22 protein-coding genes are annotated in these 20,877 nt (G+C 71.5%); 9 read left to right on the top strand and 13 right to left on the bottom strand.

All coding sequences use genetic code 11. The features are described 5' to 3' along the window. Position 1: 1 nt before the first annotated feature. Genes mftE through mftD form a run of 4 tightly spaced genes read left to right on the top strand, consistent with a single transcriptional unit; the run spans position 2 to position 4,069 of the window. Positions 2-691 carry a mycofactocin biosynthesis peptidyl-dipeptidase MftE gene (mftE, locus tag AMYBE_RS0106765; protein ID WP_020658594.1) on the top strand — a complete coding sequence of 230 codons (690 nt, stop codon included), beginning with the start codon at positions 2-4 and terminating at the stop codon, positions 689-691. Further along, positions 688-1,476: a mycofactocin-coupled SDR family oxidoreductase gene (locus AMYBE_RS0106760; RefSeq protein ID WP_020658593.1), complete on the top strand. Its 789-nt coding sequence runs from the start codon at positions 688-690 to the stop codon at positions 1,474-1,476. Before mftE ends, AMYBE_RS0106760 begins: the two co-directional genes overlap by 4 nt. Beyond that, complete coding sequence (mftF, locus tag AMYBE_RS0106755) at positions 1,473-2,900, top strand: mycofactocin biosynthesis glycosyltransferase MftF (protein WP_020658592.1); 1,428 nt, start codon at positions 1,473-1,475, stop codon at positions 2,898-2,900. The genes AMYBE_RS0106760 and mftF overlap by 4 nt, the downstream gene beginning before the upstream one ends. Then, the gene (mftD, locus tag AMYBE_RS0106750) at positions 2,897-4,069 is read left to right on the top strand and encodes a pre-mycofactocin synthase MftD (RefSeq protein ID WP_020658591.1); all 1,173 of its coding nucleotides are present in this window, start codon (positions 2,897-2,899) and stop codon (positions 4,067-4,069) included. The genes mftF and mftD overlap by 4 nt, the downstream gene beginning before the upstream one ends. Positions 4,070-4,119: 50 nt before the next feature. On the opposite strand, the gene AMYBE_RS0106745 is transcribed toward mftD, so the two are convergent. From AMYBE_RS0106745 to AMYBE_RS0106720, 6 genes are all read right to left on the bottom strand, one after another. Continuing rightward, the gene (locus AMYBE_RS0106745) at positions 4,120-5,283 is read right to left on the bottom strand and encodes an IS110 family RNA-guided transposase (RefSeq protein ID WP_020658590.1); all 1,164 of its coding nucleotides are present in this window, start codon (positions 5,281-5,283) and stop codon (positions 4,120-4,122) included. A 290-nt stretch (positions 5,284-5,573) separates the two neighbouring features. Continuing rightward, positions 5,574-6,206, bottom strand: coding sequence for a DUF2231 domain-containing protein (locus AMYBE_RS46595; RefSeq protein WP_020658589.1), 633 nt, complete (start codon positions 6,204-6,206; stop codon positions 5,574-5,576). Positions 6,207-6,275: 69 nt separating this feature from the next. Continuing rightward, positions 6,276-7,610, bottom strand: coding sequence for a HAMP domain-containing sensor histidine kinase (locus AMYBE_RS0106735; protein ID WP_020658588.1), 1,335 nt, complete (start codon positions 7,608-7,610; stop codon positions 6,276-6,278). Next, a complete protein-coding gene (locus AMYBE_RS0106730) occupies positions 7,607-8,290 on the bottom strand; it encodes a response regulator transcription factor (RefSeq protein ID WP_020658587.1) in 684 nt (227 codons plus the stop codon). The genes AMYBE_RS0106735 and AMYBE_RS0106730 overlap by 4 nt, the downstream gene beginning before the upstream one ends. Before the next feature lie 21 nt (positions 8,291-8,311). Further along, on the bottom strand, positions 8,312-8,896 hold the full coding sequence (locus AMYBE_RS0106725; protein WP_020658586.1) for a nuclear transport factor 2 family protein: 585 nt from the start codon (positions 8,894-8,896) through the stop codon (positions 8,312-8,314). Positions 8,897-8,960: 64 nt separating this feature from the next. Continuing rightward, positions 8,961-9,653 (bottom strand): helix-turn-helix transcriptional regulator, encoded by a 693-nt coding sequence (locus AMYBE_RS0106720; protein WP_027927433.1) that lies wholly within the window; start codon positions 9,651-9,653, stop codon positions 8,961-8,963. Between the two features lie 272 nt (positions 9,654-9,925). Here AMYBE_RS0106720 and AMYBE_RS0106715 point away from each other — a divergent pair, with 272 nt between their 5' ends. The 3 genes from AMYBE_RS0106715 to AMYBE_RS0106705 all read left to right on the top strand — a co-directional run bounded on the left by AMYBE_RS0106715 (position 9,926) and on the right by AMYBE_RS0106705 (position 12,132). Continuing rightward, the gene (locus AMYBE_RS0106715; protein ID WP_020658584.1) at positions 9,926-10,747 is read left to right on the top strand and encodes a MerR family transcriptional regulator; all 822 of its coding nucleotides are present in this window, start codon (positions 9,926-9,928) and stop codon (positions 10,745-10,747) included. Positions 10,748-10,829: 82 nt separating this feature from the next. Beyond that, positions 10,830-11,759, top strand: coding sequence for a hypothetical protein (locus AMYBE_RS0106710; protein ID WP_034286801.1), 930 nt, complete (start codon positions 10,830-10,832; stop codon positions 11,757-11,759). A gap of 7 nt (positions 11,760-11,766) precedes the next feature. Further along, positions 11,767-12,132 (top strand): RNA-binding S4 domain-containing protein, encoded by a 366-nt coding sequence (locus tag AMYBE_RS0106705; protein ID WP_020658582.1) that lies wholly within the window; start codon positions 11,767-11,769, stop codon positions 12,130-12,132. A 46-nt stretch (positions 12,133-12,178) separates the two neighbouring features. Here AMYBE_RS0106705 and ctaD read toward each other — a convergent pair whose 3' ends face one another. The 4 genes from ctaD to AMYBE_RS0106685 form a co-directional block, all read right to left on the bottom strand. Then, positions 12,179-13,879 carry an aa3-type cytochrome oxidase subunit I gene (gene ctaD, locus AMYBE_RS0106700; RefSeq protein ID WP_020658581.1) on the bottom strand — a complete coding sequence of 567 codons (1,701 nt, stop codon included), beginning with the start codon at positions 13,877-13,879 and terminating at the stop codon, positions 12,179-12,181. 92 nt (positions 13,880-13,971) lie between these two features. Then, the gene (locus AMYBE_RS0106695) at positions 13,972-14,214 is read right to left on the bottom strand and encodes a hypothetical protein (RefSeq protein WP_020658580.1); all 243 of its coding nucleotides are present in this window, start codon (positions 14,212-14,214) and stop codon (positions 13,972-13,974) included. A 6-nt stretch (positions 14,215-14,220) separates the two neighbouring features. Then, complete coding sequence (locus tag AMYBE_RS0106690) at positions 14,221-14,646, bottom strand: SPW repeat domain-containing protein (protein ID WP_020658579.1); 426 nt, start codon at positions 14,644-14,646, stop codon at positions 14,221-14,223. A 15-nt stretch (positions 14,647-14,661) separates the two neighbouring features. Further along, a complete protein-coding gene (locus AMYBE_RS0106685; RefSeq protein WP_020658578.1) occupies positions 14,662-15,426 on the bottom strand; it encodes an acetate uptake transporter family protein in 765 nt (254 codons plus the stop codon). 193 nt (positions 15,427-15,619) lie between these two features. Here AMYBE_RS0106685 and AMYBE_RS0106680 point away from each other — a divergent pair, with 193 nt between their 5' ends. After that, entirely contained in the window at positions 15,620-16,714 is a 1,095-nt protein-coding gene (locus tag AMYBE_RS0106680) for a calcium:cation antiporter (protein ID WP_020658577.1), read from the top strand. A 390-nt stretch (positions 16,715-17,104) separates the two neighbouring features. Then, on the top strand, positions 17,105-18,553 hold the full coding sequence (locus AMYBE_RS0106675; RefSeq protein WP_020658576.1) for an MDR family MFS transporter: 1,449 nt from the start codon (positions 17,105-17,107) through the stop codon (positions 18,551-18,553). Positions 18,554-18,810: 257 nt separating this feature from the next. Here AMYBE_RS0106675 and AMYBE_RS46590 read toward each other — a convergent pair whose 3' ends face one another. From AMYBE_RS46590 to AMYBE_RS0106660, 3 genes are all read right to left on the bottom strand, one after another. Continuing rightward, the gene (locus AMYBE_RS46590; RefSeq protein WP_020658575.1) at positions 18,811-18,933 is read right to left on the bottom strand and encodes a hypothetical protein; all 123 of its coding nucleotides are present in this window, start codon (positions 18,931-18,933) and stop codon (positions 18,811-18,813) included. Positions 18,934-19,025: 92 nt separating this feature from the next. Further along, the gene (gene shbA, locus AMYBE_RS0106665; RefSeq protein WP_020658574.1) at positions 19,026-19,643 is read right to left on the bottom strand and encodes an RNA polymerase sigma factor ShbA; all 618 of its coding nucleotides are present in this window, start codon (positions 19,641-19,643) and stop codon (positions 19,026-19,028) included. Between the two features lie 172 nt (positions 19,644-19,815). Continuing rightward, on the bottom strand, positions 19,816-20,619 hold the full coding sequence (locus AMYBE_RS0106660) for an SDR family NAD(P)-dependent oxidoreductase (RefSeq protein WP_020658573.1): 804 nt from the start codon (positions 20,617-20,619) through the stop codon (positions 19,816-19,818). Positions 20,620-20,877: the final 258 nt, after the last annotated feature.

Raw genomic sequence — 20,877 nt, 5'->3', positions numbered from 1 at the left:
CGTGCGGCTGGCGGATCTGCCGTCGCCGGACGTCGCCTCGCGGGCGGCGTCCGGCGCGCTCCTCGCCGTCCCGCTCGGGGCTACCGAGCAGCACGGCGCGCACCTTCCGTTGAGCACGGACACGGACATCGCGACCGCGTTGTGCGACCGGCTCGCCGAGCACCGGCCGGACGTGCTCGTCGCGCCCGCGCTGCCCTACGGGTCGAGCGGCGAGCACGCCGGGTTCGCCGGGACGCTGTCGATCGGGCAAGCGGCGACGGAGTTTCTGCTGATCGAGCTCGGCCGGTCGGCCTGCGAAACGTTCGAGCGGCTGCTTTTCGTGTCCGCGCACGGCGGCAACGCGGCGGCGGTGACCCGTGCGGTCGCGAAGCTGCGCGCGGAGTCTCGGGACGTGTCGGTGTTCGAGCCGCGCTGGCAAGGTGATCCGCACGCCGGACGGCCGGAAACCGCTCTGCAGCTTGCGCTTCACCCGGAGGCCGTGCAGATGGACCGCGCGGTGCCCGGCGATCGCCGTCCGCTGCGCGACCTGCTCCCGCTTCTTCGCGACGGCGGCGTTCGAGCGGTGACGGACACCGGAGTGCTCGGCGATCCCACCGGGGCTGGCGCGGAGGAAGGCCGGGACCTGCTCGATGACCTCACGGCGCAGCTGGTCGCGCACGTGCGGGACTGGACTTCGGCGGTGGTGCGATGAAGGCCGCTCTGGTGACCGGCGCGGCCCGCGGCATCGGCGCCGCCACCGCGAAGAAGCTCGCCGCGCAGGGCTGGGCCGTGCTCGCGGTCGACCTCGCCGACGACGACCCGGCTCTGCCGTATCCGCTCGGCACCGCGAAGCAACTGTCCACAGTGGTCGCTGAAATCCGCGAGGCCGGTGGTACCGCAGCGGAATTCCGCGCGGATGTCCGAGACCGAGGCCGGTTGGCCGAAGCCGTCGCGGAAGCCGAACAGCGCTGGGGCGGTCTCGACGCAGCCATCGCCGCCGCCGGAGTGATCGGCGGCGGGGCACCGCTATGGGAAATGCCGCCAGAACAGGAAGACGCGGTTCTCGACGTGAATCTCCGCGGTGTCCTGAACCTCGCCCGGGTCGCGATCCCGGCCCTGCTGAACCGGCCGAAGCCGCGCTCTGGCCGGTTTCTCGCCGTAGCGTCCGCCGCCGCGACGCGCGGATTGCCGATGCTCGCCGCCTACTGCGCGGCGAAATCCGGCGTCGCGGGCTTGATTCGCGCGCTCGGCACGGAACTGGGCGACTCCGGCGTCACCGCCAACGCGGTCAGCCCCGGCTCCACCGACACTCCGATCCTGGCCGAAAGCGCCCGGCTCTACGACCTTCCGGAAGCCCGCGCATTCGCCGCTCAGCAGCCGATGCACCGTCTGCTGGACCCCGCCGAAGTCGCTGCTGTGCTGGCGTTCCTGGCCAGTCCGGAGAGCAGCGCGATGACCGGCGCGGTCGTCCCGGTCGACGGAGGTCTGGCACTGTGACCACTCCCCTGCCCGCCGGATTCCGCCTGATGCTCGACCCGAGCGTCAAAACACTCGCCGACGGCCTGCTTTTCGGCGGCTCCCCGGCTCGCGTACTGCGCCTGACCAAGGCCGGGCGGGCCGCATGGGAGCGGCTGGCCGACCATCCCGTCGCCACCCCCGCCGAAGGCACGCTGGCCCGGCTGCTCACCGACGCCGGTTTCGCGCATCCCGTACCGCCTGCGCCTGCCGAGCCCGCCGACGCGACGGTCGTCATCCCGGTCCTCGACCGCGCCGAACTGCTCGACCGCTGCCTCGGCGGACTCGACAGTCTCGGCGGCCGCTACCCGGTCCTGGTGGTCGACGACGGCTCCGCCGACCCGGCCGCGATCGCCGCCATCGCTTCCGCGCACGGCGCGAAGCTCGTCCGCCGAGATGTCAACGGCGGCCCCGGGGCGGCCCGCAACACCGCGCTGGACCACGTGTCCACCAGCCTGATCGCCTTCCTGGACAGCGATTGCGTCCCGTCGCCGGACTGGATCGACCGGCTCGCCGGGCACTTCGCCGACCCGCTCGTCGCCGCCGTCGCCCCGCGCATCCGCCCGCTCGCCCCGGGCACCTGGGCCGGCCGCTACAGCCGCGCCGCGAGCAGCCTCGACATGGGCACCGCGCCCGCCCGCGTCGCCCCCGGCACCCGGCTGTCCTATGTGCCCACTGCCGCGCTCCTGGTCCGCCGGTCCGCGATGGCTTCGGTTGCCTTCGATCCGGAGATGCGCGTCGGCGAGGACGTCGATTTCGGCTGGCGGCTGCACGACGCCGGATTCCGGCTCCGCTACGAGCCGTCCGCGCAGGTCGACCACCACGAACCGGCCGGCTGGCCAGCTGTCCTGCGCCGGCGTGCGAGCTACGGAACATCCGCCGCCCCGCTCGCGCTGCGCCGCCCGGACGCGATGGCCCCGCTCGTCCTGCACCCCTGGCCGACGCTGACCGCCGCCGCGCTCCTCGCCCGCCGTCCGCTGCTCGCCTCGGCCGGGTTCGCGGGCGCGGTGCTGAGCATGACCCGCGCCCTCCGGCGCGGCGACGTGCCCACGAACGGCGTCGTTCCGGCGATGGCGACCGCGGTCGGCCAAACCTGGCTCGGATTCGGCCGCTACGGCACGCAATTCGCCGCTCCCCTGCTCGCCGCGCTGCTCCTGCCCGGAGGGCGGCGGCGCTGGGGACGGCGAGCCGCGATCGCGTCGCTGCTCGCCGGACCCCCCTTGACCGCCTGGGCCAAGAACCGGCCCGGCCTGGATCCGTTCCGCTACACCGCCGGCGCGATCGCCGACGACCTCGCGTATGGCGCCGGGGTGTGGGCGGGCTGCTTAAACCACCGGACCGCGGTCCCGCTGCGGCCGCGCATCACCTGGCGCCCCTTGCGCGTCGACCGGAAGGGAAAACAATGAGCACCACCTGGTTCGAGTCCGTCGCGGAAGCGCAACGGCGCGCGAAGAAACGGCTCCCGTCGTCGGTCTACTCGGCGCTGATCGCCGGGTCGGAAAAGGGCCTGACGCTGCAGGACAACCTGGCCGCCTACGACGAGCTCCGGTTCGCCCCGCGCACCGCCGGGCTGCCCGGCGAACGCGACCTGAGCACGAACGTGCTCGGCCGCGACGTCGCGCTGCCGGTACTGATCTCGCCGACCGGCGTGCAGGCGGTGCACCCGGACGGCGAGGTCGCCGTCGCTCGCGCCGCCGCCGCGCGCGGCACCTCGATCGGCCTGTCGTCGTTCGCCAGCAAGCCGATCGAGGAGGTGGTCGCGGCCAACCCGAACACCTATTTCCAGGTCTACTGGACCGGCACCCGCGACGACATCCTGGGCCGGCTGGAGCGCGCTCGATCGGCCGGCGCGGTCGGCATCGTCCTCACCCTGGACTGGTCGTTCTCGCACAGCCGCGACTGGGGCAGCCCGCACATCCCGGACAAGCTCACCCTGCGCGAGCTCCTCCGGTTCGCGCCCGAGGGCATGCTGCACCCGCGCTGGCTGCTCGCCTACGCGCGCACCCGGAAACTGCCCGACCTCAGCGTGCCGAACATGGCCGAGCCGGGCAGCCCGGTGCCGACGTTCTTCAACGCCTACGGCCAGTGGATGCAGACCGCGCCGCCGACCTGGGACGACGTGAGCTGGCTGCGGAAGCAGTGGGACGGGCCGTTCCTGCTGAAGGGCGTGTACCGGGTCGACGAGGCGCGGCGCGCGGTCGACGCCGGCGTCAGCGCGATCTCGGTGTCCAACCACGGCGGCAACAACCTCGACGGCACGCCCGCGACGATCCGCGCGCTGCCAGCGGTCGCGGAAGCGGTCGGAAACGAGGTGGAAGTGTTGCTGGACGGCGGAATCCGCCGCGGCAGCGACGTGGTGAAGGCGCTGGCGCTCGGAGCGCGCGCGGTGCTGATCGGACGCGCGTACCTGTGGGGCCTGGCCGCGGGCGGACAGTCCGGTGTGGAGAACGTCCTGGACGTGCTGCGCAACGGCATCGATTCCACGCTGCTGGCGCTCGGGCACCGCAGCGTGCGGGATCTCAGCCGGGACGATCTGATCGTGCCGGACGGGTTCGAGCGGCGGATCGGCGCCTGACCCCGCCTGACCCGTCCGTGAAGGGCCCCTTGAGGGTTCCTCTGTGTTTGTCAAGCTGCTGGGTTCGGTGTCGTAGAGTTGTGGTTGGCGGGTCCGGGAAGTGACTTGTCCGAAGAGCCGGCCGTCGGGGTAGGGCTGGTCGCGCTGGATGTCAGAGTCGCCCCCGCGTGTCCTCCCGGGCCCGCCGCTCGTGTCTGCCGGCGCTGGTCGGCGATCATGACTCGCCAGACGTGGTCGGCCAGACGGCGTTTCAGGCAGCGCATCGCTTCTTTGTGAGTCTTGCCCTCGGCGATCTTGCGGTCGTAGTAGAGGCGTCCTCTGGTTCCGGACATGCGCACCTGGGTCAAGGCGATCGTGTGCAGGGCATTGTTCAGCTTGCGGTCGCCCTGGCGCGACAGCCGGTGCCGCGCCGTGCCGGCGCTGGCGATCTCGATCGGCGCCGCGCCGGCGTGGACGGCGAAGGCCGCTGCTGTCGGGAACCGCGAGGCGCGACCGGTGCGCCCGATCAGCCGCGCGGCCACCACCGGGCCTATGCCGACGACGTCGGGCAGGCTGCTGCCGGAATCGGCGACGGCCTGCTGCATGCGCTTCTGGTTCGTCTTCACACGGGTGTCCAGTGCGCGGATGTCGGCGACCAGGTCCCGCGCGAGGTCCTTGCGGGCCTGCTCCGCCGGAGAGGCCGGCCGGACCCGCGCCAGCATCGCGGCCGCCTGGCCGGCGGTCAGGTCGGCGGGTGCGCCGCCGGGCATCAGTTCGCGCAGCAGGGCGTGCAGCTGGTTGACCGTCCGGGTGCGTTGCCGGGTGAGGTTGGTCCGCCGCTCGTCGAGCATCCCCAGCACCGTCGAGAGCCCCTCGGCGGTCACCGGGGTCCCGTCGCCCTGCAGCGCTGCCACGCTGGCCGCCGCCGCGGCGTCCAGGGCGTCGTTCTTCCGGCGGCCCCGCGAGAGCTGCCGCACCCGCGCGGTCGCGGTCGCGGGGACGTCCACGACGGTCTCGCCCCGCGCGGTGAGCCACTGCGCCAGATGACGGCCGAGCCCCCAGGCGTTTTCCACCGCCCAGCGGCGTTGCCCGAACCGCCGGGCCCAGACCAGCAGCTTCCGGTATTCCGGCAATGCCGCGTCGATGCGGACGGTGTCCAGCGTCGCGTCGCTGCCCGGGTCGAGCGCCGCCGCAGTGTGACTGGACTTGTGCGGGTCGACTCCGATCACGACCATCAACCGCGTTCCTTCCTCGTCAGATACGGGAAACCGCGGTCGACATTCCGACTTTCAGCTTGTGGTGCCCGAACCTCTGTTGAGTCAGACCGCAGCCGGTGCCGGACCAGGACACACACCCTCAACGAGCCAGCCCGCACAAGGGCGGCAGGAATCTCACGAGCGATCCCAGCCCGGCACTTCCGGCAGACTACGACCAGTGATCAGCCAGCCAATCCAACCGGTCACCACATACAAGTCGGAATCTGATTCCCTCAAGGGGCCCTTCACGGACTTTCAGTCAAGCGGTCTCAGTGCTCGCGCGGTGCCGCGTTCTGCTGGAACTTGCCCTGCCAGCTGACCTGCGCGCCGGAATCGCCGATCCGGACGATGTCGTAGCAGGCCGCCGCGGCGGCCAGGACGGACAGCACGATCAAGGTGACGCTGACGGCCTTCGACGCCGGAGCCAGGAAGGTGCGTCGCCCGGACGCGGCGGGGCGGGAATCGCTCTCCGTTCGGGTCGCGACCGACCCGGTCGCCTGCGCGCCGTCCGGACCCGGCAGCTGCCCGCCGACGGCACTGGCTCCGGCAGTGCCCCGTGCCCCGGCGACCGGGGCGGCCGCCGCTTCCCGCTGCCGCCACCACACCGCCAACGCCAGCAGCGCCACCGGAATCGCCGCCCACACCGCCGTGTCGCCCAGCTCGGTGTGCGTACGCAGCAACGCCGTCCGCGCCACCCTCCGCTCCAGCCACTCCCCGGCGTCCGTCGTGATCGGCACGAGGACGACCACGAGCACCGACAAGATCGCGTTCGCGCCGGCGAGGCGCCGCCGTACCGCGGGCAGCCACGCGGTCAGGACCAGCAGCAATGCCGAAAGCGGCAGCAGCACGACGATCGCGTGCACGAGCAGGATGTGGGCGGGCAAGCCGTTGACAGTCGTCATGACGCCTTCCAGGACAAGATCGAACCAGCACCCCTCACTCTGGCCGAACGCCGTTAACCGCGGGCAAGATCAAGGTATGAATCCGGTAAGAGCGACGGTGAATCCGACCACCGCTCCACCGCCGTCGCGCGGACCGGCGAACACCGAACCGCCGTGCGAGCGCGCGACCTCCCGCACGATCGCCAAGCCCAGCCCGGAACCGGGCAGCGAGCGGGCGTCCGCGGCCCGGTAGAACCGGTCGAACACCCGGTCCGCGTCCTCCTCGGCGATCCCCGGCCCGCGGTCGGCCACCTCGACCCGGCCGTCGCGCACCCGCAGCGCCACCGGCCCGCCGCCGAACTTCACCGCGTTCTCCAGCAGATTCGTCATCGCCCGTTCGAGCGCCTTCGGCCGTCCGTCGGTGGTCGTTCCGTCCGCGTCGACCGAGATCTCCCGTCCCGATCGACGGCGCACCCGCTCGGCGGCCCGCTCCGCCGGCTCGCGCAGTTCGACCGGCTGCCGCGGCTCGTCGTCGTGCTGCCCGGTGGCGAGTTCCACCAGCTCCTCGACCAGATGCGTCAGCTCGCGCGTCTCCCCGTCCACGTCCGCGAGCAGCCGCTGCCGCGCGTCCGGAGACAGCTCCGCGAACCGCCGCAGCACGCTCGCGTTGGTCCGCAGGCTGGTCAGCGGCGTCCGCAGCTCGTGCGCGGCGTCCTGGACCAGGCGCTCCTGGTCCTCTCTGGCGCTGGCCAGCCGCCGCAGCATCTCCGCGAACGACGCGGACAGCCGGCCGACCTCGTCGCGGCCGCGGTCCGGTACGCCGATCCCGGGCCGGCTGCCCGCGCTCACTTCCTCGGTCAGCCGGGTGAGCCGGACCAGCCGCCGGGTGATCTGGCGGGCGATCAGCCAGCCCGCCAGCGCGGCGCCGGCCAGCACCGCGACGCTCACCCAGGTCATCCGCTCGGCGAGATCGCCGAGGACGCGCCGGGTCTCGTCGGTGTCGATGCCCAGCTGCAGCGACCCGCGGTCCGGGCCGAGCGCGACGGTCAGCACCCGGTAGCCGTCCGATCCGACCGTTACGTCCGTATAGCGGGTGCCGGAGGTCAGCGCGCGATCGTCCGCCGTCACCGGCAGGTCTACCGGGCGCCCGCCGATCCGCCGCACGGTCCCGTCCGGGGCGATCGACTGGGCGACCATCGGCTGCGCCTCGTCGTGGTCGTCGTCGCCGGGGCCGCGGGTGATCGGGCTCGGCGCGAGGACCTGCACCCCGCCGGCGGCGACCTGCGCCGCGGTGTTCAGCAGCGACCGGTCGAGCTCCGCGCGGATCCGGTGCGAGCTCGTCTGATAGCCCAGCACTCCCACCAGGATCGCCGCCGCCCCGCCGACCACGGCGAACGCGACGGCCAGCTTCCCCCGCAGGTTCACGGCCGCACCACGTAGCCGACGCCGCGCACGGTACGGATCAGCTCGTCCGCGCCGGCCTGCTCCAGCTTCCGCCGCAGATAGCCGATGTACACCGCCAGGTTCTTCGACTCCGGGCCGAATTCGTAGCCCCAGATCCGCTGGTGGATCGTGCCGCGGTCGAGCACGATCCCGGCGTTGCGCACCAGCAGCTCCAACAGGTCGAACTCAGTCTTCGACAACGGCACCTCGGTGTCGTGCCACCACACCCGGCGCGCGCCGCTGTCGACCGCCAGCCCGGCGAGCCGCACCACGCGCTGGGCCTGCTCGCCCGGGTCGGCGCTGCGGCGCAGCAACGCGCGGAGCCGGGCGAGCAGCTCGTCCAGTTCGAAAGGTTTCGGCAAGTAGTCGTCGGCTCCGGCGTCCAGACCGGCGACTCGGTCGGCGGTCTCCACCCGGGCGGTCAGCATGAGCACCGGAGTGCGGTCGCCGTCCGCGCGCAGCACGCGGCACACGCCGAGGCCGTCGACGCCGGGCATCATCACGTCGACGATCAGGACGTCGAACTCCTCCCGCCGCGCGGTCGCGAGCGCCGAGACGCCGTCGGCTACCTCGCTGACCTCGTAGCCCTCCAGCTCGAGCGCGCGGACCAGCGACTCGCGGATCGCCCGGTCGTCGTCCGCCAGCAGAACCCGGTTCGCCATGCCGCCATCATGCCCTCGGGCTCACGGCAGCCTGCGCGTCCCCGGCACTACCCACTCGCGGTCGGCCCGTCCGTCGACCGCGACCAGCACGGAGATCCCGCCGCGCACGCCGTCCGACCACACCCCGGCGACCGTCTGCCGCGCCGGATCCGCCGCCAGCTCGCCCCGCCACGGATGCGCGTTCTTCGCCAGCGCGATCAGCTCGTCCCGGTCCAGGCTGCCCGCGCCCGGCCCGTCCCCCACCGCGGAGCGGCCGTCCGGCGACGGGATCGTCCAGTTCCGGGCGACCTTCCCGCCCGCCAGTACGAACATGTCGGCACCGGTGATCACCACGCCGTCGCGGCGGGTGACGTCCCAGGTGAAGGCGAGCCGGTCGGCACCGTCGACGACGAGCGTGCGCGGGACGAACCGGTTGCCGACGTCCTGCTGGTACTTCGCGATGAACGCCTCCGCGTCGGCCGGGCCGACCAGCGGGTCGAGGCCGGGTTTGGCGCCCGACCACTGCCTGCCGTCGTCGGTGAGGAGCCGGTGCGCGAGCGCTGCGTCCTCGTTCCACATGCGGCACCAGAGGGCGGGGATCTCTTCGGGGTTCAGGTTTTCTGCCATGCGATGACGATCGCGGGCATCGGCGACACCGTCCTGTCGGTGTTTCCCGCCCCGGTGGCGCAGGTCACTGCGCGAGCGGCCGGGCCGAAATCCGGGCCAGCTCCGCGTCCAGGTCCACCTCGCGCCGCCGCACCCGCTCACCGGTCAACTCGACCTCGCCGATGCGGTCCAGCAGGAAGCCGCGCACTGCGTCGCGCAGCCGGCACCAGCCCAGGAGGTACCAGCCCGCCGGGCCCCGCAGCAGCCCCAGCGGCTCCAACGCCCGTTCCGTCGAGTGCCCTTTGGCGTCCACATAGGACAGCCGGACGACCCGCCGGGCGGCGAGCGCGGACACGATCAGCCCGCCGTGCGCCACCGGCGGCGCCGGCTCGCCGACCTGGTGCAACCGGGCGGCCAAGTGCTGTTCGGCGTCGCGGACATCGGTCGGCAGCCGCGCGAGCACCTTCCGGGCCGCCGACTGCGCGGCCGCGGCGAACGGCGAACCGGCGGCCGAACGCAACGCGACGGTGATCGCGATGGCTTCTTCCGCGGTGAGCGCGAGCGGCGGCAACGTCCGTTCGCGGTCCAGGCCGTAGCCGCCGGACCGCCCGGTCTCGGTCCAGATCGGCACGCCGGCCTCGCGCAACGCGCCGAGATCGCGTTCGACCGTGCGAACGCTGACCTCGAACCGGCCGGCCAGCCAGGCGGCGGTCCGAGTGCGCGGCGCGATCGCCCGGAGCTCCTCGACGAGCGCGTACAACCGGTCCGTGCGATTCACCCGGACCAGCGTACGGACCAACGCCCGGTAACCCGTTCGGGGGAGTTTCCGGGCGACCGCCGTCACGACCCGCCGACTGCGCTGTTCCGTTCGCGGGAGCCGCGAAGACCGGCGCCGGTCCGTATCTGGAGGGTGGCGGACCGACGTGGCCCCCTCGTTCGTCGGGGGACGAGGGGGCCGCCGGAGCGGGTCGGCGCAGGGGGCCGGCCCGCTCCCGGCCCGGAAGGCACACTTGACTCTCACACTGGGGCAGAGCGTGTGCTGGGGAGGTCATGTTCACCATCGGAGAATTCGCCCGCCACGGCCGGGTTTCCGTCCGGATGCTTCGGCACTACGACGCGCTCGGCCTGCTCCGGCCCGCCCGGGTCGACCCGCACACCGGCTACCGCTCCTACTCGGCGGACCAGCTGGCCACGCTCAACCGGATCGTCGCGCTGAAGGAGCTCGGTTTCGGTCTCGGCGAGGTCGGCGAACTGCTGGCCGAGCAGGTCACGCCCGAGCAGGTCCGCGGGATGCTGCTGCTGCGCCGCGCCGAGCTGGCGCAGCAGCTGGCCGCCGACCGGCTCCGGCTTGCCGAGGTCGAGGCGAGACTCCGCACGCTGGAAAGCGAGCACGCCATGTCCGACATCATCGTCAAAGACCTCCCCGCGACCCGCGTCGTCCGGCTCACCGCCACCGTGGACAGCTTCTCGCCGGAGGCGATCACCCCGGTCGTGCGCCCGCTCTGCGAGGAACTGGGCCGCCGGCTCGAAGGCTCCGACGCCGCTCCGGCCGGTCCGCTCGTCTGCTACTACGAGAAGCCGGCCCGCGAGGACGATCCGATCGTCGTGCACGCCGCGTTGCCGGTGTCCGGCGCGGTCTCCGAGCCGAACGGGCTCGAAGTGGCCGAGCTGCCCGCCGCCCGCGCCGCGACGCTGCTCCACCGAGGCCCGATGAGCGGCGTCCTGGCCGGCTACCAGGAGCTGGCCCGGTGGACCGACGAGCACGGGCACCGCGCCGAAGGATTCCCGCGCGAGACCTACCTGCACACTTCCGGCGACGAGCGCGAATGGGTCGTCGAACTCCAGGAGCCGATCGCCGAGTCGGCCCGCTGACCGGCCAACACCCGACCTTCGACGGTTGCGGATCGCCCCTTCCGGCAGCGGAATGGGAGGGGGCGATCCGAGGAGGACGAAGGTGTTCTCGACAAGTCCCGGCGTGCCGCCGGACCAGCTGGCCGACGCGCTGGCGGACGGGCCGTTCAGCCGCGCGCTGACGCTGGCCATCGACCGGCGCGGGCTCGGGCTGGACCGGGTGCGCGACCGGCTCGCCGCGGCCGGCGCGGCGGTCAGCACCACCACGCTCAGCTACTGGCGCACCGGCCGCACCACGCCCGGCCGCGCCCGGTCCCGGGCCGCGGTGCGGATCCTGGAGCAGGTGCTCGACCTGCCGCCGGACTCGCTGACCGGGCTGCTCGACCGCGATCCGGGACCGCCGCCGGTGCCGGTCGTGCGATGGGAACGGCTGTGGGGCACGCGAAACCCGGTACTGCGGGTGCTGAGCTCGTTCGAGGCGGACGAGCGGTCAGCGCTGGTGGTGGTGAGCCTGCACGAGGCGGTGCACGTCGGCGCGGACCGGCGGCTGGACCGGCTGGAAGTGCGCGAGGTGCTGCGCGCGACCGAAGACGACACACAGGTCCGGCTGGTCACCGCGTACGGAGCCGGGCCGGGCTGCCCGCCGCGGCTGGCACGCACCCGCTACTGCTCGCCCGGGCGCACCGAAACCTTGGCCGACGAGGGGTACACGGTGAGCGAACTCGTCCTCGGCCGCGGCCTCGACCGGGGCGAAACCGCGATCGCCGAGTACGAGTTCGAGTTCGCCGACGACCGGCCCGAGCCCTTCTACGAGCGCCGGTTCCGCAACGCCGTCCACGAGCACCTGATGGAACTGCACTTTCCGGCCGGTGACGAACCGCGGTCCTGCCACGCCTACCGGCTCGACTCGCCGGGCGGGCCGGAGACCGCGGTCGCCGAACTGCCGGTGACCGCTGGTCTCCCGGCGCACGTCGTGTCGACCGCCGTGACGCCGGGGATCCTCGGCGCGCGCTGGCGGTGGGACGCGACATGATGGACGCATGGAATCGACCCGGATCGACCGCTGGCTCTGGGCAGTCCGGCTGACCAAGACGCGCGCCGACGCCGCTGCCGCCTGCCGGGGTGGCCACGTGCGCGTGAACGACCGTCCGGCGAAACCGGCGACCACGGTCGTCCCCGGCGATGAGGTCCGCGCCCGGATCGGCACGACGACCCGGGTGGTCGAGGTGGTCCAGGTCATCCAGAAACGCGTGGGCGCGGCAGTCGCGGCCACCTGCCTGATCGACCGCACCCCGAAACCGCCGCCGGAAGCGGCGATCCCGGTCGCCCGCCGGGAGCGAGGGGCGGGCCGTCCGACGAAGCGGGAACGGCGCGTGCTGGACGAGTTCCGGCAGCAGCGGAGCTGATCGGCGGGCCGGGCGCGCGCCGATCACCGGCTTCCGGCAGCGCTGATCAGGCGTCGACCTTGTCCCGCCGCCCCCAATGGACGTGCTGCTCCTCCCTCATCCGCTGCACCGCCTCCGGATAGTGCAGTTCGAAGGCAGGCCGTTCGGAACGGATCCGGGGCAGTTCGGTGAAATTGTGCCGCGGCGGCGGGCTCGACGTCGCCCACTCCAGGGAATTGCCGTAACCCCATGGATCGTCCACTTCGCATTTCTCGCCGTATCGGTAGCTCTTCACCACGTTCCAGATGAACGGCAGCACCGAGGCGCCGAGCAGAAAAGCACCAATCGTGGAGATCGTGTTCAGCACCGTGAACCCGTCCGAGGACAGGTAGTCGGCGTACCTGCGCGGCATTCCTTCCACCCCGAGCCAGTGCTGCACCAGGAACGTCGTGTGGAAGCCGATGAAAGTCGTCCAGAAATGCAATTTCGCGAGCGGCTCGTCGAGCATCCGGCCGGTCATCTTCGGGAACCAGAAGTAGATCCCGGCGAAAGTGGCGAACACGATCGTGCCGAACAGCACGTAGTGGAAGTGCGCGACCACGAAGTAAGTGTCGGTGACGTGGAAGTTCAGCGGGGGCGAGGCGAGGATGACCCCGGTCAGACCGCCGAACAGGAAGGTGACCATGAACCCGATCGACCACAGCATCGGCGATTCGAACGAGATCGCGCCCCGCCACATGGTGCCGATCCAGTTGAAGAACTTCATCCCGGTCGGCACCGCGATCAGGAACGTCATGATCGAGAAGAACGGCAGCAGCACCGCGCCGGTGGCGAACATGTGATGCGCCCAGACCGCCACCGACAACGCGGTGATGCCCACCGTCGCGAACACCATCAGCCGGTAGCCGAAAAGCGGTTTCCGGCTGAACACCGGAATGATTTCGGTGACGATCCCGAAATACGGCAATGCGACGATGTACACCTCCGGATGACCGAAGAACCAGAACAGGTGCTGCCACAGGATCGCACCGCCGTTGGCCGGATCGAACACGTGTGCGCCAAGCCGCCGGTCGGCTTCCAGCGCGAACAGCGCGGCGGTCAGAATCGGGAACACGATCAGGATCAGGATCGCCGTGAAGAAAATATTCCAGGTGAACAGCGGCATCCGGAACATCATCATTCCCGGCGCGCGGAGGCACAAAATCGTGGTCAACATGTTGACGGCGCCGAGGATGGTGCCGAGCCCGGCGACGATGAGGCCCATGATCCACAGGTCGCCGCCGATGCCCGGCGTGTGGGTGGCGTCCGACAGCGGCGTGTACGCGGTCCAGCCGAAGTCCGGCGCGCCGGCCGGAGTGAGGAACGCGCCCATCACGATCAACCCGCCGAAAAGGTACAGCCAGTAGGAGAACGCGTTCAGCCGCGGGAAGGCGACGTCCGGTGAGCCGATCTGCAGCGGCAGCACGAAATTGGCGAACCCGAACACGTTCGGCGTCGCGTACAGCAGCAGCATGATCGTGCCGTGCATGGTGAACAGCTGGTTGTACTGCTCCTGCGACAGGAACTGCAGGCCCGGCCGGGCGAGTTCGGTGCGCATCAGCAGCGCCATCGCGCCGCCGGCCAGGAAGAACGCGAAGGAGGTGCCCAGGTACAGCAACCCGATCGTCTTGTGGTCGGTGGTGCGCAGGATGCCGAGCAGCACCGAGCCTTTCTTCCCGCGCGGCCGCGCTTCCGCGATGACTACGGGTCGGGGCTTGAGCTGCGTCATGATCGACCTCCCGCGCGCGCGACGAGCGCCGGGCGGCGGCCCGGCACACTTCGCCCCGGATAACCCGAGCCGTCCGGGGGCAAACCTTCAATTCAGCGCAGCGGCAACTGACGGTCTGTCAGCACGACGCCGAACACCACCGCGGCCCCGATCACCAGGAACACCGCGCTGACGGCAGGCGACGACGCCCACCACACCACGCCCGCGGCGGCGATCAGCCACGCGCCGAGCAACGTCTCCTTCCGGCTCGGTGAGGCCGCCTTGCGCGCACGCAGCCCCGCGCTGCCCAGGGCGAGCACGCCGATCGCGAGCACGGCCAGCACCGGCCAGTACATGTCCTCCTACTCCCGGAAATCGCCGCTGTGCCGTCGGAACGCGACGGTCATCGAGACGACCGAGAAAATCGCCAGCAGCACGCCGACGAGCAACGCGCTCGTGCGGAGCGCGTCACGATGCCCGTCGACTGGGTAACCGAACGCGAACGGAGCCACGATCAGCCACGCGCCGATCGCCAGGTTGACCACTCCCAGCCAGCGCGCCCGCTCCGGCAAGCCGAACCGGACCAGCGCGACCGCGGCCACGACGATCCCGCACAGCAGGCTGTTCCAGAACCCGGCCACCGCCGACAGCGTGTAGCTGTAGCTGTAGGCGAACGCCGCGATCACCAGCCACACCCCGGCGATGAACTCGGCGGTGAGCGGCAGCCGGCTTTCTCGCAGCTTCCGGTCCCGCGTCCGCAGTCCGGTCAGCGCGGTGTTCCCTTTCATCAGCGGTGCCCCCTTTTACTGTCCGGCCCTGATTCCCGGCTCTCCGTGGTCGAACTGAATCGCCTGGTGCAACGGCGCCGCCGGGACCCGGCGCGGCTGGCGCAGGCCCATCGGCAGGATCACCCGGTGGTGCGCCGCTTCGAGCACCATCGCGCTGCACGCGTACCAAGCCAGCACCGCGGACACGAGCAGGAAGTAGGCGGCGATCGTGCGGACCGCGCCCACGTCGGCGATCAGGCCGATCGCCAGCAGCGTCGACCCGGCGGCGAGAACCGCGAGCACCGACGTGATCACCAGGCTTTCCGCCAGCGCGGCCACCGCACCGGTCCAGGTGATCGCGGCCAGCCCGATGAACCAGAAGCCGATCGCCGAAGCGGCGACCGGGCTCGCCGAGGTCGACGGCAGCCCGCCGAGCCCGACGAAGAGCTGGTACACCCCGTAGCCCATCCAGAACGCGCCCCAGGTCCCGTGCACCACCGTGGCGAGCGCGTCGCGGGCGCGGTAGGACCACATGCCGGCGAGAAACTGTGCGACACCGCCGAATGCGAACGCCAGCGGGGCCAGCAGCAACGGCGTCGTCGTGCCGTTGCCGTACCAGCCGGCCATGTTGCCGGCCACCATGAACGTCGAGACAGCGAATCCGGCGAGGCCGAGGATCGACGGCGCCGCCACCGGACTCAGGTTGATGTGCGTGTGCTCGCGCCAGAACGAATACTCCGCGCCGTCCCCGCCCATCGAGCGGCTGTCCGGCATCCGGATGTCCGGCATCTCGCGGGTCATCTCCGGCTCCTCTCCTGCCGAGGTCCCCCGTTCGCCGCGCGTACCCCGCCGTCCATCCGCGGAACCCTGCAATCAGTAGGCCGAACGAGTGAATTTCGGCGGAGGCGCGGCCGGCGGCGTCCACTCGGACGCGACACTCCCCCGCGCGGACGGGTTGCCAGCGCCCGGGAGTCCGGTATGCGAGGGTGAGCGCATGGCGCGCGCCCGCAGTTATCTCTTGTCTTGGACCACGTTGCTGCCGGTGGTCGCCCTGATCCTGCTGGCGGTCACCTTCGGCCGGGATCTGGGCCCGATCGCGGTCGCGCTGGTCGCGATCGCCCTGTGCGGCACCGTGCTCGCCGCCGTGCACCACGCCGAAGTCGTCGCGCACCGGGTCGGGGAACCGTACGGGTCGCTGGTGCTCGCGGTCGCGGTGACGGTGATCGAAGTCGCGCTGATCGTCACGATGATGGCGTCCGGCGGCGAGAAAGCCGACACCCTGGCGCGCGACACGGTCTTCGCGGCGGTCATGATCACCACGAACGGCATCGTCGGCTTGTCCCTTCTGGTGGGCGCGCGGAAGTACGGCGAAACCCGGTTCAACCCCGAAGGCAGTGGTGCGGCGCTAGCGACCGTCGGCACGCTCGCGACGCTGAGCCTCGTCCTGCCGACCTTCACGTCCAGCCGCCCCGGACCGGCGTTCTCCGCGCCGCAGCTGGCCTTCGCCGCCGGCGCGTCGCTCGTGCTGTACGCGACCTTCGTGACGACCCAGACGATCCGTCACCGCGACTTCTTTCTCCCGGTCGACGCCGACGGCGAGGCTCGCGAGGAGGACCACGCGGACCCGCCGAGCCTCCAGACCACCATGGTCAGCCTCGTTCTGCTGCTCTTGTCGTTGATCGCCGTGGTCGGCCTCGCGAAGGTCGAGTCGCCAGCGATCGAGGCGGGCGTGCGCGCGGCCGGGCTACCGCAGTCGTTCGTCGGTGTGGTGATCGCGCTGCTGATCCTGGCACCGGAGACGCTGGCCGCGGTCCGCGCCGCGCGGCGGGACCGGATGCAGATCAGCCTTAACCTGGCGTACGGATCGGCGATCGCGAGCATCGGCTTGACGATTCCGGTGATCGCGCTCGCCTCGGTGTGGCTGAAGGGGCCGTTGCTCCTGGGGCTTGGAGAGACGCACATCGTGCTGCTCGCGCTGACAGTGGTCATCAGCGTCCTGACGGTGGTGCCTGGGCGCGCTACGCGGCTGCAGGGCGGGGTGCACCTGGTGTTGCTGGCGGGGTTCTTGGTGCTCGCGATGAATCCCTGACGGTTACGGTTCGCGCCCTGGCGGTCGGCTGACTCGGCCCCGGCCCCGGCCTCCCCTCCCGTCGCGCGAGGCCGAACCAGTCGCGCGCAGTGCGGAAGAAGCCAGCCGCCCAGAGTTTTCACATTTCCCAAAGCGACCGCCCACCTGCGGATCCAGCCGCCAACCGGCCGCCCGCCCGGCCGGTCGCGGGGAAAAGCGCGCCGGTTTTGTCGGTCCTCCTCCGTATCCTGACCGAGTGATCATCCAGCAGTCCCCCCTCCCGTCCTCGGCCGCCGGTGCGGCCGCGCGCAGACCCGTGCTTCCCCGCCCGGCGCCATCCGGGCGACCGGCCGCCGTGTTGTTTCCGGCGGCCGCGCTCGTCGCGGGCCCGCTCCGAGGCGAGGCCCTCCGATGAGCGGCGTGTCCTCGCCGCCCAGCGAGGCGCCCGCGCGAGCCGAGACGAAGCCGGGACTGCTGATTGGCGTGCTCGTGCTGTCCGCGTTCGTGATGATCCTCAACGAGACCATCCTGAGCATCGCGCTGCGCGACCTCACCGTCGAGCTGTCCGTGCCGACGACCACCATCCAGTGGCTCACCAGCGGTTTCCTGCTGACCATGGCCGTGGTCATCCCGGCCACCGGATTCCTGCTCGAACGGTTCACGCCGCGCCAGGTGTTCCTCTTCTCTTTGTCTTCGTTCAGCGCCGGCACCCTGATGTGCGGCGTCGCGCCCGGCTTCGGGCTGCTGATGGCCGGCCGGGTCGTCCAAGCCTGCGGCACCGCGGTGATGATCCCGTTGCTGATGACCACCGTCATGCGGCTCGTGCCGGCCGAACGCCGCGGCGCGACCATGGGCACGATCAGCATCGTCATCGCGGTCGCCCCGGCGATCGGGCCGACCATCGGCGGCGCGGTGCTGGCGTCGCTCAGCTGGCGCTGGATGTTCTTCATCGTCCTGCCGCTGTCGCTGGCCGCACTGGTCGTCGGGATGCTGCGCCTGCGGATCGGCAGCGAAACCCGCGCTGTTCCGCTCGATGTCTTGTCCGTGGTCCTGTCCGCCATCGGCTTCGGCGGCGTCCTGTACGGCCTGTCGTCGGCGGGCGAATCCGCCGAGACCGCGCTCGTGCCGCCGTGGCTGCCGATCGTCGTCGGCGCGGCCTCGCTGGCCGTGTTCGGATGGCGGCAGCTCCGCCTGCAACAACGCAACCGCGCGCTGCTGGACCTGCGGCCGTTCACCCATCGCAACTTCGTGGTCGCGCTGGCGCTGAGCGCGGTCCTGTTCATGTGCCTGATCGGCGCGGGCGCGATCCTGCTGCCGCTGTACCTGCAAACAGTGCTGCACAAGTCCACGTTCGTGAGCGGCCTGGCGGTCCTGCCCGGCGGACTCGTCCTGGGACTGCTGGGCCGTCCGGTAGGCGCGTTGTTCGACCGGGTCGGCGCCCGTCCGCTGGTGCTGCCCGGCGCCCTCGCGATGACCGCCGCCCTGTGGCTGTTCTCCGTGCTGGGCCCGGATTCGCCGCTGATCGCGGTGATCGGCATCCACATCGTCCTGATGGCCGGCCTTGGCCTGATGATGACGCCGCTGATGACCGAATCGCTCGCGGCTCTGCCGGACCACCTCTACTCGCACGGCAGCGCCATTCTGTCCACCCTGCAACAGGTGGCGGGCGCGCTGGGCACCGCGGTGTTCGTCAGTGTCGCGACGCTCGGCACCGCCGAACACGCCGCCACGAGCCCGGACGCCGACGGCCTGCACACCGCGTTCGTGGTCTCCGGCTGTATCGGCCTGGTCGGACTGGTCGGCGCCTGGTTCATCCGGTCGGCTCGCCCGGAGCAGGCCAAGGAGGCAGCGCACCCGTAACCCGGCACGGCTCGGCGGCGTCGCCCGCGCCTCGGGCACGACCAGCATCGGCAACCGCCGCGCGCATCGGCTGGTGGTGCGCCGGATGGCTGGCTACGACGACGTCCTCCGGCCGCCACCGCCGACGATGCCGCGGCCCGGCTGGCACTGTCCAGCGACGGCCGAGCCGGACTCTGCCGCCCGGCGGGCCGCGGCCCGCGAACGGTCGGGTTCAGATCGGGGATGCCAAGGACACGACGGTTTCCGAGGGAGAACGCTCAGGGAACGTGCTCGACCTCGTCGAGCACGAGCAGACCTGATCGGCCAGCGATGACGATGCGGCATTCCGGCTCGGCGGGCAACGGCGACCGAACCTGGTCGGCGCGGTCGAGCACCAGCACGGAATCCCGCAGGCGTGCCCGGAATGTGCGACAGCGACGCGGACCAACGAGTTTTGTCCGCACCGCCGAGCGCCCCGGCCCGAACCGCCGGATCAGAGTTCCTTCTCCCCGAGCATCCCGCGGAGTCTGGTGAGCGCGCGATGCTGGATGACCCGGACGTTCCCGGCGGAGATCCCGAGCGCCTCGGCGGTCTCGCCGGCGCTGAGCCCGCCGATGACGCGCAGCGCGAGGATTTCCCGCTGCGCCGGAGCTAACTTGCCGAGCAGTTCGCTCAGCTGGCTGCCGAGGTCGAGGCGCAGTGCGTGTGCCTCGGGTTCATTGCCGGTCTGGGGGTCGTCGCGCAGCTCGGCGACCGGATCGGCGCGCTCGCGTCCGGCCGCCCGGAAGGCGTCGGCGATCTTGTTCGCCGTGATGGCGTACACCAGGTGCAGGAACGAGCCGCCGCGGTCGTGGTGTGCGGGCAGGGCGTTGAGCACGGCGATGCAGGCGTTCTGGGCGACGTCGTCGGCGGACAGATAGGACAGGTCGCGCCCCCCGATGCGGGCGCGACAGTAGCGCACGATGACCGGCTGCAGCAGTCGCAGCACCTGCGCGACCGCCGCCGGGTCGTTGCGTCCGGCGGCCCGGACGAGCGGGTCCAGCTCGTCCAGCGTCGGGCTGCGGGCAGCCGGGGTGCGTGCGGCGTCGACGCGGAATGCCGGCCGTGTCACGCTGCCTCCGTGTGCTGTCGCCCGGACGCGGAAGCCGCGGCGCGGGCCGAGCCGATGTGGTTTTGTCGGCAAGTCATGGCGATAGTCCTCCCTCGGCCGCCTGCGTCTCCCGGAGCGGCACCCGGCGATGAGAGCCTTCCGGCCCCCTGCGAAGGCCAGCGGCCCTCAGCTGTCAGGTGAGCAAGATGCCGCCGTCCACCACCAGCTGGGCGCCGGTGATGTACGAGGACAGGTCCGACGCCAGGAAGAGCGCCGCGCGCCCGATGTCGTCCGGGTCTCCGATCCGCCGCATCGGGACCTTGGCCGCGAAGGACTCGAGCAGTGCGGTCAGGTCCACCCCGGCCGTTCCAGGCTGTGTTTGCGCGGCGACGCCGGGGGTGGCGATGCTGCCGGGCGCGATCGCGTTGACCCAGATCCGGTGCGGCGCGAGTTCGAGCGCGACGTTCTTCGTGAACCCCCACACGCCGTGCTTCGACGCGTCGTAGTGGGCCAGCCCGGGCGACGAGGGGTGCACCGAGTCGATCGAGGTGACGGTGACGATCCGGCCGCCGCGGCCCTGGTCGATCATGTGCCGCGCGACGGCCTGGGTGCAGAGGAACACTCCGGTGAGGTTCACCGCGACGACCCGGGCGAATTCGGCCGCCGTCAGGTCCATCATCAACCGGGCCGGGTAGATCCCGGCGTTGTTGACGAGGATGTCGATCCCGCCGAAGCGGTTCGCGGCGGTGTCGGCCATGTGGAGCACCTGCTCCTGGTCCGCGACGTCGGCCCGTACCGCGGCGGCGACGAAACCGGCGTCCTCGAGCCGCGTCGCGGCCCACTTCGCCGCTGCCTCGTCCTGGTCGGCTACCAGCACTTTCGCCCCGGCCTCGGCGAGCCGGTAAGCGATCCCGTAACCGATGCCCATCGCACCGCCGGTGACTATCGCCGTCCGGCCGGTCAGGCTGATCAGGTCTTGCCCTCGAGGCAATGTCATCGCGTGCGTCCTCCCTGGTGCACCGAAGAAGCGGAAACCTCTGCCGTCGCACGGCCCATCCGGTGCGGCCGGGACGGCAGGTCCGAGATAAGGCCCGCCCGGGTGCGGCTTCCCCGTCTTGCGACGATGGGTCAATCCAGGCCGCGAGCCTGCGGACAACCAGGCCGCCGCCCGGGCGGGTCGCCGGTTTCCCGGCGACCTCCACTCTCGCGGTTCGGCCGGCCACGGGCTGGGGTCGCAGGTCCCCGGGCGGAAGGG

Origin of the sequence: Amycolatopsis benzoatilytica AK 16/65 (genome assembly GCF_000383915.1) — a bacterium.
Classification (GTDB): domain Bacteria; phylum Actinomycetota; class Actinomycetes; order Mycobacteriales; family Pseudonocardiaceae; genus Amycolatopsis; species Amycolatopsis benzoatilytica.
This window is presented reverse-complemented; position numbering and strand designations above follow the sequence as displayed.

What these genes read in the sequence shown, in the direction of transcription:
- AMYBE_RS0106680 (WP_020658577.1), top strand. Translation starts at nt 15,620, where the DNA reads ATGGCGCGCGCCCGCAGTTATCTCTTGTCTTGGACCACGTTGCTGCCG.
- AMYBE_RS0106675 (WP_020658576.1), top strand. Translation starts at nt 17,105, where the DNA reads ATGAGCGGCGTGTCCTCGCCGCCCAGCGAGGCGCCCGCGCGAGCCGAG.
- AMYBE_RS0106685 (WP_020658578.1), bottom strand. Translation starts at nt 15,426, where the DNA reads ATGACCCGCGAGATGCCGGACATCCGGATGCCGGACAGCCGCTCGATG.
- AMYBE_RS0106730 (WP_020658587.1), bottom strand. Translation starts at nt 8,290, where the DNA reads ATGGCGAACCGGGTTCTGCTGGCGGACGACGACCGGGCGATCCGCGAG.
- AMYBE_RS0106745 (WP_020658590.1), bottom strand. Translation starts at nt 5,283, where the DNA reads ATGGTCGTGATCGGAGTCGACCCGCACAAGTCCAGTCACACTGCGGCG.
- ctaD (WP_020658581.1), bottom strand. Translation starts at nt 13,879, where the DNA reads ATGACGCAGCTCAAGCCCCGACCCGTAGTCATCGCGGAAGCGCGGCCG.
- AMYBE_RS0106760 (WP_020658593.1), top strand. Translation starts at nt 688, where the DNA reads ATGAAGGCCGCTCTGGTGACCGGCGCGGCCCGCGGCATCGGCGCCGCC.
- AMYBE_RS0106695 (WP_020658580.1), bottom strand. Translation starts at nt 14,214, where the DNA reads ATGTACTGGCCGGTGCTGGCCGTGCTCGCGATCGGCGTGCTCGCCCTG.
- AMYBE_RS0106690 (WP_020658579.1), bottom strand. Translation starts at nt 14,646, where the DNA reads ATGAAAGGGAACACCGCGCTGACCGGACTGCGGACGCGGGACCGGAAG.
- AMYBE_RS0106725 (WP_020658586.1), bottom strand. Translation starts at nt 8,896, where the DNA reads ATGGCAGAAAACCTGAACCCCGAAGAGATCCCCGCCCTCTGGTGCCGC.
- AMYBE_RS0106660 (WP_020658573.1), bottom strand. Translation starts at nt 20,619, where the DNA reads ATGACATTGCCTCGAGGGCAAGACCTGATCAGCCTGACCGGCCGGACG.
- AMYBE_RS0106705 (WP_020658582.1), top strand. Translation starts at nt 11,767, where the DNA reads ATGGAATCGACCCGGATCGACCGCTGGCTCTGGGCAGTCCGGCTGACC.
- AMYBE_RS0106715 (WP_020658584.1), top strand. Translation starts at nt 9,926, where the DNA reads ATGTTCACCATCGGAGAATTCGCCCGCCACGGCCGGGTTTCCGTCCGG.
- AMYBE_RS46595 (WP_020658589.1), bottom strand. Translation starts at nt 6,206, where the DNA reads ATGACGACTGTCAACGGCTTGCCCGCCCACATCCTGCTCGTGCACGCG.
- mftD (WP_020658591.1), top strand. Translation starts at nt 2,897, where the DNA reads ATGAGCACCACCTGGTTCGAGTCCGTCGCGGAAGCGCAACGGCGCGCG.